The organism is Desulforamulus profundi, assembly GCF_002607855.1.
The window spans coordinates 39,633-52,015 of record NZ_AWQQ01000041.1; the positions used below are offsets into that span (position 1 = coordinate 39,633).

The following is a 12,383-nucleotide window of genomic DNA, read 5'->3' on the forward strand; positions in this document are numbered from 1 at the left end:
ATTGTCCCAGAGCGGGGACTGGATTAAAGTACAATCAGGCAGTACCACCGGCTGGGTGGCAAACTGGCTGGTATCTGTACAAGCCGTACAAAATACACCCGCCAAACCTGCCGCCCCTCCGGCCAATTCTGCGCCGGTTCCTGGTATCCAGGTGGCTGTGATAAATGCAGATAATATCAACTTGAGAAGCGGCCCGGGAACCCAGCACAATGTGGCCGGACAGGTCAGCAGAGGCGTTCGCTTGCCGGTCATCAGCCGGTCCGGGGACTGGGTACAGGTGAGCCGGGAGAATGGTTCCCCGGCCTGGGTGGCAGGTTGGCTGGTTTCCTTCGTGGACCAACCGGAGCCCCCCCAACCGCCGCAGGATGATAAGAGCTGGTTGCCGGGGCCTCAACCTGAACCGGGGAGCGGTCAAGAACCGACCCGGGAACCGGACAAGGAGTACATTCCGGAAGCTAAACTGGTGGATGTTCAGATTTCAGAGCAGAGCGATCGTACCTACATAAACATCGTTAGTGACCATGACATTGAATATAACACATTCACCTTGTCCAATCCCTTCCGTTATGTGGTGAATTTAAGGGATGTCTACCTGGACAAAACCCCGGAAATCATCCCGGCCGGTACGAATCTTGTGCAGCAGGTGAGGACGGGTTTCAGTAAGGACCCCTACATTTCACGGCTGGTGTTGGACTTAAAACAGGCCGCCAGGGTTAAGGTCAGCCTGTCGTCGGACAAAAAGGCCCTTACCCTGGAGATCAGTAAAATCTCGTACAGCGACGGGCTGGCAGGCAAGAACGTCTTCCTGGATGCCGGGCACGGCGGCTATGACAACGGGGCCTCGGGTAAAAACGGTCTGAGAGAGAAGGACGTCAACCTGGATATTACCCTGAAGGTGGCTGAAATCCTCCGAAAACAGGGTGCCAATGTCTTCTTCAGCCGTTCTGACGACACCTTCATTGACCTTTACGAACGGACCCGCATGGCCAACGACCAAAGCGCCGATGTTTTTGTCAGCATTCACAGCAATGCCAACCCCAATACTGCCATTGGTGGCACCTCTACCTACTACTATGCGCCACCTGCCATACCGGCGTTGTATGAGCAAAGGGATGACCGCAGGCGGCTGGCCGAGGATGTGCAAAGGGAGCTGGTGGGAGCTCTGGGACGCCGGGATATCGGCGTATTGCAGGCCAACTTTGCGGTACTGCGTACCAGTATCATGCCCAGTATTCTAATTGAAACCGCCTTTGTATCCAATGCCGAGGAAGAAGCGTTGCTTGGTGCGGAAGACTTCCGGCAAAGGGCCGCCGAGGCCATTGCCAGAGGCATCAGTGCCTACTTTAGCGGACAATAGTGAAACAGGCCCGGTGAGTCGAACCTCACCGGGTCTGTTTTTATCCATGCGGATATGTTTCCCTTGTGGCAAGGGTATAAAAAAGTTGAAGAAGTTCCAGCTTAAAAGGAGGAACAATTTACAAAATAGGAGAAACTAGAGAAAATCCTTTGTCTAAGTTAAGTTTCTACATAGGAGGTCTGCCGTTTGGTAGAAGAGAAAAAGCAACTAACCTTAGTATTAGGCGTTATCGGGGCGGACGTTCATGCGGTGGGAAACCGCATTCTGGAATATGCTCTCACTGAAGCAGGATTCAAGGTGGTTAACATCGGCGTTATGGCGTCCCAGGAGGAATTCATCGCCGCCGCGGTGGAAACCAATGCCGACGCCATTTTGGTGTCTTCTCTTTACGGTCACGGGGAAATTGACTGCCGGGGCCTGAGGGAAAAGGCGGTGGAGGCAGGCATTGGCAGTATCCGAATGTATGTGGGCGGTAACCTGGTGGTAGGAAAACAAGACTGGGGCGAAGTGGAGAAGAAGTTTATCGGTATGGGCTTTGACAGGGCGTATCCCCCGGGAACCATGCCCCAGGATGCCATTGATGACTTGTTGAGGGATTTTGGTTTTACCCAGAGATGCTAAGGGGGGACCGGCATGGAACTGGCCCTGTTAATCGACTTTGGCAGCACCTATACCAAGGTCACGGCGTTGGATGTGGAGGCGGTCGAGGTCATCGCCACAGCCAAAGGGCTTACCACTGTGGATACCAACATACTGGAGGGCCTGGAGCAGGCCCTGGAGGGGATTAAACCTCGTTTTGGCGGTGTGCTGCCCGAGTTTCAACACCGCCTGGCCTGCAGCAGCGCTGCCGGAGGACTGCGCATGGTGGCCATCGGGCTGGTCAAGGAACTCACGGTGGAGGCGGCCCGGCAGGCCGCCCTGGGGGCAGGGGCCAGGGTGCTGGGAGTGTTTGCCCACCAGCTGACCGCTGCGGAGATTGAGCAAATTGACGCCAACTGTCCGGATATTATCCTGCTGGCGGGAGGAACAGATGGGGGAAACAAAGACACCATCCTGCACAATGCCAGAATGCTGGCTGCCGCCCGGTGCGGCAATACCATTATTGTGGCAGGCAACAAGTCCGCTGCGGAGGAGGTCCGGGATATCCTGGTGCAAGCCGGCAAGGACGTGCGGGTGACCGCCAATGTGCTGCCGGAATTAAACAAGTTAAACGTGGAACCCGCCCGGGAAACCATTCGCGCCACCTTCCTGGAAAAAATCGTGGAGGTCAAGGGCCTGCGGCGGGCGGAAAGATATATTCAGGGAATTTTAATGCCCACCCCGGCGGCGGTGCTGAATGCGGCCAAACTGTTGGCCACAGGCACCGGGGAGGAGACTGGCTGGGGCGACTTGGTCATTGTCGACATCGGCGGCGCCACCACCGATGTTCATTCCCTGGCCGAAGGACACCCCACCCGGTCCGGGGTCACTTACAAGGGTCTGCCGGAACCCTTTGCCAAGCGCACGGTGGAAGGAGACCTGGGCATGCGGGTCAGCGCCTTGTCCCTGCTGGATACAGTGGGGGCCCGGAAACTGGCTGCGTTGTCCGGACTGCCGGAAGAAGAGGTAGTTTCCTATGTTCATGCGGTGCATGGCAACGTGGAACTTCTGCCGGCCGGTGAAAACCAGTGGAAAATCGATACCGCCATGGCCCGGGTGGCCACGGATCTGGCGATGGAGCGGCACGCCGGCACATTGGAAACCGCCTGGACACCCATGGGCGCCATGTACATCCAACATGGCAAGGACTTAACCCAGGTGCCCTACCTGGTCGGTACCGGCGGGGTGATTGTGAACCATCCCAACCCCGGTGAAATATTACAGGGGGCCCTTTACAAGCAAGAACAGCCCACCGTGCTGCGGCCCCAAAAACCAAGGATGATGCTGGATAAGGATTATATTCTGGCCGCTGTGGGACTGCTGGCGGAGGTAAAGCCAACCGCGGCACTGAAGTTGGCGAAAAAATATATGGTGGAAATATAATTGGCCGTTAGCCATTAGTCATTAGCCTTTTTATCTGTTATTCAATAGTGAAGAATAATAAGCGAGCGAATGCCTATTAATTTAAATTCCCATCACAAGAACCAACAAGCCAACAGCCAAAGGCCAATGGCCAAAAAGGAGTGAAAAGCACTTGCAGCTGACCAATAAAAAACTCGACTGGGACCAGTTCCTGCAAATCCGCCAGGAAGTCTTGAACAGTTGGCCCACGGGACAGGAAGTAAACCTGGAGGAGGCCATTGCCTATCAGTCTGGGATACCCGCCAGCCGTCGTTTTGCCGAAAAACTGGAACAGGCCAAAAGAGAAGGAATTACCCTGGCCCAGCCCAGGGCGGGCGTTGCTCTGGTGCATGAACACATTGAGCTGCTGCGTTACCTGGTAGAGGAGGGAGGCGCCGACCTGCTGCCCACCACCATCGACAGCTACACCCGGCAGAACCGCTACAATGAAGCCCAGGCGGGCATTGAAGAAAGCCGGTCGGTGGGACGGTCCATGCTGAACGGTTTTCCTGCCGTCAACCACGGCGTTGCCGCCTGCCGGGAGGTGGTGGAATCGGTGAAAGTTCCAGTGCAGGTCCGTCACGGCACACCGGATGCCCGGCTGCTCACGGAAATTTCCCTGGCCGGCGGTTTTACCGCCTATGAAGGAGGTGGCATTTCCTACAACATTCCCTATGCCAAGGACGTGCCCCTGGAGCGTTCCATCCGGGACTGGCAGTATGCCGACCGGCTGGTGGGCTATTACGAAGAACAGGGCATCTCCGTTAACCGGGAACCCTTCGGTCCCCTGACCGGCACCCTGGTGCCACCCTGCATCTCTCACAGCATTGCCATTATCGAGGCCCTGCTGGCGGCAGAACAGGGCGTTAAGAGCCTGACCCTGGGTTACGGCCAGTGCGGCAACCTGACGCAGGACGTGGCTGCGGTACGTTCCCTGGAGGAACTGGCGGACGAATACCTGTCACGCTTTGGCTATCAAGATGTTGTCGTCACCACCGTTTTTCACCAGTGGATGGGAGGTTTCCCCCAGGATGAAAGTAAGGCCTTTGGTGTTATCAGCTGGGGAGCGGCCACCGCTGCCATGGCCAAAGCCACCAAGGTGATTGTCAAGACTCCCCATGAGGCCATGGGGATCCCCACCAAGGAGGCCAATGCCGCGGGAATCCGGGCCACCAAACAGGTATTAAACATGCTGAAAGACCAGCCCCTGGTGGAATTTACAGAACTGCAGCGTGAAAAAGGCTTAATCAAGGCAGAGACCAGGGCCATCCTGGAACGGCTGCTGGAATTCGGGGAAGGAGACATTGCCCTGGGAACCGTCCGGGGCTTCCAGGCCGGGATTATCGATGTACCCTTTGCCCCCAGCCGCTACAATGCGGGACGCCTCCTGCCGGCCCGGGATTACCAGGGTGCGGTGCGCTTATTGGATTTTGGTAATTTACCCTTCGGGGAAGAAATAAAGGAAGTCCACCGGGAAAAAATAGCGCAAAGGGGCAAAGCCGAAGGCAGGGACCCCAGTTTCCAGATGGTGATTGACGATATTTATGCCATCGGTAAGGGCATGCTGGTAGGAAAGCCCCGCTAATTTAAGAAGTGAAAACGGAGGCCAAACATGAAAATTACGGGTGCTGTTGTTTCGCCGGGACTGACCGGCTTTTATTTTGATGACCAGAAAGCCATAAAAAAGGGTCGGGAGCAGGACGGGTTTGCCTACCTGGGCGAGCCTGCCACCCCGGGTTTTTCTGCCGTTCGCCAGCGCGGTGAAGCCATTTCCGTCATGCTCCTGCTGGAGGACGGCTCGTTCGCTTACGGAGACTGTGCCGCTGTGCAGTATTCCGGCGCCGGCGGACGGGACCCCCTGTTTTTAGCCGCGGATTTTATGCCGGTTCTGGAAAGGGACCTGCTGCCGAGGCTGGTGGGCCGGGAAGTCACCGGCTTCCGGGAATTGGCAGAAGAATTTGATCATCTGGCCGATGCTGGGGGAAATCCCTTGCACACAGCCATCCGCTACGGCGTTACCCAGGCGCTGCTGGATGCGGCCGCCAGGGAGGCCAGGTGCACCATGGCAGAGGTGGTGGCCAGAGAGTACAACTGCAGGTTGACCGACAAACGGGTGCCCATTTTCTGCCAGACCGGCGATGAGCGCTATACCAACGCCGATAAAATTATCATAAAACGGGCGGATGTGCTGCCCCATGGGCTGATTAATAACGTACGGGAAAAACTGGGACGCCACGGGGAAAAGCTGCTGGACTATGTGTCCTGGCTCAGGGACCGGGCCCGCAGGCTGGGCGGCGAAGACTACCGTCCTATTTTACATATTGACGTTTACGGCACCATCGGGCAGGCCTTTGACGAAAACCCGGACCGCATGGCAGATTACCTGACCCGGCTGGAATTGGCTGCCGCCCCTTTGAAAATCCGCATTGAAGGTCCCATGGACCGGGGCAGCAAACCGGCGCAAATTGATGCCTTGGCGGAACTGCGCCGGCTCCTGGAAAGCAGGGGCAGCGTGGTGGAGATTGTGGCCGACGAGTGGTGCAACACTTTAGAAGATATTCGGGAATTTGTGGATGCCCGGGCCGGTCACATGGTGCAAATCAAAACCCCCGATTTAGGCGGTATTAACAATACCATCGAAGCAGTGCTGTATGCCAAAGAACGGGGCACCGGAGCTTACCTGGGGGAACCTGCAACGAAACCGACCGTTCCTCCCGGGTTTGCGTCCATATCGGCATTGCCACCCAGCCGGATCAAATCCTGGCCAAACCGGGTATGGGCGTGGACGAGGGCCTGATGATAACCTATAATGAAATGAGCCGTACCCTAGCGTTGTTGCGGGCCAAGGGGGTATTTTTTAAAGCATGCAGAAGGTAGGAATGACCACCACCGTCCCGGTGGAGGCAATTTATGCTGCCGGCATGATACCGGTGGATTTGAATAATATTTTTATTACCCATGAAAACCCCCAGGGTCTGGTGGAAGAGGCGGAAGTGGCCGGCTATCCCCGTAACCTCTGTGCCTGGATTAAGGGCATTTATGCCACCACCCTGCGGAACGAAGACATCCGGACCATTGTGGCAGTGACCCAGGGCGATTGCAGCAATACCCATGCCCTGATGGAGACCCTGGAGATGGCAGGGGTTAAAGTCATTCCCTTTGCCTTTCCCTTCGACCGGGATTATGATTTGCTGAAACTCCAGATGGAAAAACTGGTTGAGGCCCTGGGTACCACCTGGCAGGAGGTCTGCCGGACCAAAGAAAGGCTGGACCAAGTCCGGCGCAAGGTCCATGAGATTGACCGGCTGACCTGGCAGGGGGACAAGGTCAGCGGTTGGGACAATCACCTCTTTCAGGTCAGCTGCAGCGACTTTGACGGGGACCCGGAACAGTTCGCTAAAAGAGCGGATGCTTACCTGGGGGAACTACCCTACAAAGAACCCATTAAAGCAAAGCTTAGGCTGGCCTACATCGGCGTTCCTCCCATTGTGGACGATCTCTATGACTACCTGGAAGAGCGGGACGCCCGGGTTGTCTTTAACGAAGTGCAGCGGCAGTTTACCATGCCCTTTGCAATACAAGACATTGTGGAACAATACAGGGCCTACAGTTATCCCTACGGCATCTTTTACCGCCTGGAAGATATCAGCCGGGAACTGGAGCGGCGTCAGGTGGACGGGGTGATCCACTATGCTCAGAGTTTCTGCTACCGGCAGATCGAGGATTTAATCGTACGGAAGAAACTCAAATACCCCATCCTGACCCTGGAAGGGGATAAACCCAGCAAATTGGACGCCCGTACCCGCATGCGGCTGGATGCCTTCCTGGATATGTTGAGGTGATGACTTTGCTATGCGGTATCGATTTGGGTAGCCGGAATGTTAAGGTGGCCCTGATGGCGGAGGACGGCGCCCTAACCTTGCGTAGGTTTGACACCGTTTCCTTTTACCGGGAACACGGCAGGAGCGTGGACGGGCAGCTGCAGGTGGATTTTGCCGCCCTGGGCCTGGGCACCCCGGAAAAGGTGGTGGCCACCGGCTACGGCCGGCAGACCATTAACCTGAAGGGTGCGGAAATCATTCCCGAAATCAAGGCCCACGTGCTGGGAGCCGTTCACCAGACCGGCCTGCAGGATTTTACCCTGCTGGACCTGGGAGGACAGGACAGCAAAGTAGTTCTGGTTGCCCGGGGCAAAATGGTTGATTTTCAGACCAATGACAAATGTGCCGCCAGCACTGGCCGTTACTTGGAAAACATGGCTGCGGTGCTGGATATTGATATGGAAGAACTTTCAAATCACCATGAGGACCCGGTGGACTTAAACTCCACCTGTGCCATCTTTGGGGAGACGGAGTTGATCGGGAAGGTGGTGGAGGGGCATTCCCTTTCCTCCCTGGCAGCCGGGGTGAATTATACCATCTTCAAACGCATCAAACCTATGCTAACACAACTCCTTTCGGACACCGTTATTTTCACCGGCGGGGTTGCCCACAACCAGGCGCTGGTTAAAATAATAGAAAATGAGATGAAAGTTCCTGTGGTAGTGCCCACCCACCCCCAGTACAACGGGGCCATCGGCTGCTGCGCCTACATCTAACAAACTCCACCGGAGGTGCACCAAATGAAACTTACTATTCTCGGCTGCTGGGCCCCTTACCCCAGGGTGAGCGGGGCCTGTTCCGGTTATTTACTACAGGAGAACGGCCGCAACTTGCTCATTGATACAGGCAACGGGGTATTGAGCCGCCTGCTGCAGCACATCGATATTCAGGACCTGGACGGGGTGCTGTTGAGTCACCTGCATCCGGATCATTTAATGGACATCTATTCTTTACGTCATGCCATCGAAGCGGCCAACCGGGAAGGACGCATGGACAAACGGGTGCCCTTATATCTGCCCACCGGCCCGGCAGAGGATTTCAACCGAATTATTGAATTTACCAAAGCCTTTACCATCCAGGTCATTGACGGGATGCCGGAGTCCAAAGAAGCTTTCATTGCGGGCTTCAAGGTGAAATTTACTCCCGGTAAACATAATTTACCCGCCTATAGTATATCCATAGAGGGTAGCAAGCGGTTTGTTTATTCCGGCGACACCGCCTACCAGGAGGAACTAATCAAGCTGGCCGCCGGCGCAGATTTATTCCTGTGTGAGGCCAGTGGTCTGGAGCAGGATATGGAATACCTGCAGGAGAATCATCTGACCGCCCGGCAGGCCGGGCAACTGGCAAAAGCCGCAGGGGTGAAAAGGTTGATGATCACCCATTTCTACCCCGAGTATGTTCTCTCCGAGCTGCAAAAACAGGCGGAGGAAGGCTTTAGCCGGGGGACGGAATTGGCCAGGGAAGGCGCCACTGTAGAGTTTTAGAAGGGGAGAGTTCAATTTGCCTGTTTCGATTCTTCATGAATATTTGATGCACGCGGTCTACTTTGCTCCCAGAGGTCGCTACCGTTTGCTGGCCCTGGGGGGCAGCCTGGCCTACCGCTACCTTAGCCCCGAAGACCACTTGATCGGCTTTGTGGAGATGCCGGGGCAGGGAAATCCCTGCTAATCCGGGGCATGTTTCCCGGACTGGAGCTTACCAACGACGATGACGGCATCAATGTGCGGCCACTGCCGCTGCTGGATGATTTTGAACGAAAACACTTCCGCAGCCGTACCTATCACCTGGATATGCGGTTTGAAATGGCCTTCAGCAACCGTGGACCATCGTAGAAGCGGTGCGGGAGGCAGTTAAACATGACCGACGGGTCATTGTGGAACATTTTGACCTGCTCTATCCTATGCTGCATATGAATGCGCAGATTCTCATCGGCATCGGGGAAGAGGTGATCGTAACACGCCCCAATATTTTTGGACCAAAACCCCAGGAAATTGCTGACATTGTCTATGAGTCCCTGATCTACCGCAAGATGGCCCATACTGCCGAAGACATTACCGGCATGCTGCTGGAATATGAGCTGGGAATTAAAAAGCCCAAGGTGCACAGCGATATTAAGCACGGGTTTGTGTTGGAATTTGACGAAAAGCCCAACATTGATCTGGATGCTTTGGAAAAAAGGGTTCAGGAGATTATTGATAAAGATCTCTGTATTTACTACCAGGATGAAACACATATTAAGGTTGGCGAGGGTTCCTTTTCCTGCACAGGTCCCCGTTTGCATGTAAAAAGGACCAGTGAGGTCACCAACTTTCGATTGGTAAAGGAATTTATGTGGGATCCCATTCAGGAACTTTACGTGCTGGTTGGCCTGGTGGGACCGGTGATTGAGGGCGAGAGCCCGGCCGAACCGCCGGACCAATTCCAGCTGATTCGCCGGGCCCGCCGGCGTTCTAAAGAGATCACATAAGGAGGCTGTCCCTTTCTATGGAAAGAGTTGATGGAAGAAAACCGGGTCAAATACGCCCGGTCTTTATGACACCCAATTACAACAAGTACGCCGAAGGTTCGGTTCTCATCGAGGTGGGAGATACCCGGGTGATCTGCACCGCCACAGTGGAGGAGAGGGTACCGCCCTTTTTAAAGGGATTGGGCAAAGGCTGGGTCACCGCCGAATATGCCATGATTCCCCGGGCCACCGGCACCCGGACCGTGCGGGAATCTGCCAAGGGTAAACTGGGGGGCAGGACCATGGAAATCCAGCGGCTTATTGGCCGGGCCCTCCGCTCGGTGGTGAATTTGGAAGCCCTGGGGGAACGCACGGTCACCCTGGACTGTGATGTGATTCAGGCGGACGGTGGCACCAGAACGGCCTCCATTACCGGGGCTTACGTAGCCATGATTTTAGCCTTGAATAAACTGGTAGAACAGGGTATGCTAGAGAAAATACCGGTACATGACTTTATCGCTGCCACCAGTGTGGGGATCGTCAGAGGTACACCGGTAATAGATTTGTGTTACGCTGAAGACTCTGCTGCAGAAGTGGACATGAACGTGGTGATGACCGGTACCGGGCGCTTTGTGGAAGTTCAGGGAACCGGGGAAGAAGCCACTTTTTCCAGGGATGAGATGAACCGGTTACTGGACCTGGCCACAGCGGGTATTCAGGAGTTAAACAAAGTCCAGCGGCAGGTGCTGGGCGAGAGAATATCCGCCGGGATGGGGCAGGTGTGAACCGTTGAAATTAGTTTTAGCCACCAACAACAAGGGCAAAGTCAAAGAACTGGCCGAAATGTTAAACCCCCTGGGCCTGCAGGTGGTTCCCATCGGTGAATACCCCGGTTTTCAGGAAGTGGAGGAAGACGGGGAAACCTTTGCGGACAATGCCATCAAGAAGGCGGTGGCGGCAGCCGAATTTACCGGGGAGTTGTCCCTGGCAGACGATTCGGGTCTGGAGGCGGACGCATTAAACGGCGCCCCGGGAGTTCACTCGGCCCGCTTTGCCGGGGAGCTCAAGGATGATGCTGCCAACAACCGGAAACTGCTCAAACTGCTGGAGGATGTGCCGGATGAAAAGCGCACCGGCCGGTTCCGCTGTGTCATTGCCATTGCGGAGCCCCACGGCAGGGTCCACACTGCGGAGGGCGCCTGCGAAGGCATTATTTTGAGAGAGTTGAAGGGCGAGGGTGGGTTCGGTTACGACCCATTGTTTTACGTACCAACGTATAAACAAACCTTTGCTGAAATAGATTTAAAACAGAAAAACTCCATCAGCCACCGGGGCAAAGCCCTGCGAAAGGCTGTGGAGATCTTGAACCGCCTTTACGTTAACCGGGAGGGTTAAGTCTTGCGAATTTTGGTTGTTTCTGATACCCACGGGCGGCTGGGTGCCATTTATCATGTACTGGAGCAATTGGGAGAGGTAGACTTAATCCTGCATGCGGGCGACCACTACCGGGATTGTGATGACCTGGCCTACACCCTGGAAATTCCCGCCCGGGGTGTCATGGGGAACTGTGACTTTCCCGGCGACGGTCCCCTGGAAGAACTGCTGGAGGTGGCGGGTCATAAAATCTACATGACCCACGGCCACCGTCACGGGGTGAAGGGAGATGCCAACACCGTCCTGGCACGGGCCAAAGAACTGGGGGCCAAAGTGGCCATCTACGGCCATACTCATGTTGCGGATTTTCGGATAGTTGATGACATTATTCTTTTAAACCCCGGCAGTCCGGAACATCCAAGAGGCAAGGACAGACCTTCCGTTGGCTTGATCGAAATACACGGGGAAGACATCGAAGTGGAAATCATTTATATTGATTATTTCTACCCATAAAATACCTCTTATCATATGACATAGTCTTAGGGAAAATGCACATTGAAAGTGCATTTTTCTTTTTTCGGAAAGTATGATGTTTAGGAAAGAAAATATACAGGGCGATAAGAGGCAACAATTACCGTTTAAAATTTTATTCAGTTTTGTTGACAAACGTAAGTAATTTGATATAATAATATCTGTTCCGTAAAGACAACAAATGATAGAAATTTTGCGGGTGTAGCTCAATGGTAGAGCACCGGCCTTCCAAGCCGGGTACGTGGGTTCGATTCCCATCACCCGCTCCATTTATTTATATGGAATACCATACTACAAATAATAACGCAGTAGCCAAGGCTTGGTTACTGCGTTTATTATTCATAAAGTGGCTTATGTTTATTTATCCCCTTAGATGAGATGATTCTCCCCATTATTAAATTTGCGCGAGGAAACTTAATAAATCTGTAGAAATAATTTTCTATACTAGTCTCATGCAGAGATTGATAATCAGGTTTTACCGGGAGGTGGGCAATATTATGGTGGCTAAAGATGTCAAGACATTTTTTTGAACTTGTTTAAGGTGGTTTTTCTCCCTCCTTTGTGTATTTTATAAGAAAAATATTACCATTAAAACCATTTATTAACTGGTAATTAAGTAAATTTTTCCCATGCAATACTACTGCAAAAGAAAGTTGACCATAAATGTTGATAACTTTTCCTTCCACCACTAATGTACCGATATTTCACGCACCCGTTCCAGTCATGGGCTTGCGGCCGCCAGGGAATTTAA

The 12,383-nt window shown here is 54.1% G+C and carries 10 protein-coding genes, 1 tRNA gene and 2 pseudogenes; all 13 read left to right on the plus strand.

Translation table 11 applies throughout. From position 1 onward, the window contains the following. The first annotated feature begins 1 nt into the window (after position 1). The 13 genes and pseudogenes from P378_RS05960 (at position 2) to P378_RS06020 (ending at position 11,901) form a co-directional block, all read left to right on the plus strand. A complete protein-coding gene (locus tag P378_RS05960; protein WP_238472943.1) occupies positions 2-1,357 on the plus strand; it encodes an N-acetylmuramoyl-L-alanine amidase in 1,356 nt (451 codons plus the stop codon). A 186-nt stretch (positions 1,358-1,543) separates the two neighbouring features. After that, on the plus strand, positions 1,544-1,978 hold the full coding sequence (glmS, locus tag P378_RS05965; protein WP_099082614.1) for a methylaspartate mutase subunit S: 435 nt from the start codon (positions 1,544-1,546) through the stop codon (positions 1,976-1,978). A 12-nt stretch (positions 1,979-1,990) separates the two neighbouring features. Then, positions 1,991-3,379: a methylaspartate mutase accessory protein GlmL gene (gene glmL, locus P378_RS05970; RefSeq protein ID WP_099082615.1), complete on the plus strand. Its 1,389-nt coding sequence runs from the start codon at positions 1,991-1,993 to the stop codon at positions 3,377-3,379. 151 nt (positions 3,380-3,530) lie between these two features. After that, on the plus strand, positions 3,531-4,982 hold the full coding sequence (locus P378_RS05975; RefSeq protein ID WP_099082616.1) for a methylaspartate mutase subunit E: 1,452 nt from the start codon (positions 3,531-3,533) through the stop codon (positions 4,980-4,982). 27 nt (positions 4,983-5,009) lie between these two features. Then, positions 5,010-6,178 (plus strand): annotated as a pseudogene (locus P378_RS05980) (methylaspartate ammonia-lyase); the annotation flags it as partial. 83 nt (positions 6,179-6,261) lie between these two features. After that, entirely contained in the window at positions 6,262-7,239 is a 978-nt protein-coding gene (locus tag P378_RS05985; RefSeq protein WP_099082617.1) for a 2-hydroxyacyl-CoA dehydratase family protein, read from the plus strand. A gap of 5 nt (positions 7,240-7,244) precedes the next feature. After that, entirely contained in the window at positions 7,245-7,994 is a 750-nt protein-coding gene (locus tag P378_RS05990; RefSeq protein WP_099082618.1) for an acyl-CoA dehydratase activase, read from the plus strand. Between the two features lie 24 nt (positions 7,995-8,018). Then, a complete protein-coding gene (locus P378_RS05995) occupies positions 8,019-8,765 on the plus strand; it encodes an MBL fold metallo-hydrolase (RefSeq protein WP_099082619.1) in 747 nt (248 codons plus the stop codon). Positions 8,766-8,781: 16 nt separating this feature from the next. After that, positions 8,782-9,748, plus strand: a pseudogene (locus P378_RS06000) (alanine-tRNA synthetase second additional domain-containing protein). 17 nt (positions 9,749-9,765) lie between these two features. Then, positions 9,766-10,512 carry a ribonuclease PH gene (gene rph, locus P378_RS06005; protein WP_099082620.1) on the plus strand — a complete coding sequence of 249 codons (747 nt, stop codon included), beginning with the start codon at positions 9,766-9,768 and terminating at the stop codon, positions 10,510-10,512. Between the two features lie 4 nt (positions 10,513-10,516). After that, positions 10,517-11,122 carry an XTP/dITP diphosphatase gene (locus P378_RS06010; RefSeq protein WP_099082621.1) on the plus strand — a complete coding sequence of 202 codons (606 nt, stop codon included), beginning with the start codon at positions 10,517-10,519 and terminating at the stop codon, positions 11,120-11,122. A gap of 3 nt (positions 11,123-11,125) precedes the next feature. Further along, positions 11,126-11,614, plus strand: coding sequence for a metallophosphoesterase (locus P378_RS06015; protein ID WP_099082622.1), 489 nt, complete (start codon positions 11,126-11,128; stop codon positions 11,612-11,614). 213 nt (positions 11,615-11,827) lie between these two features. After that, positions 11,828-11,901: transfer RNA gene (locus P378_RS06020), tRNA-Gly, on the plus strand. Positions 11,902-12,383 lie beyond the last annotated feature (482 nt).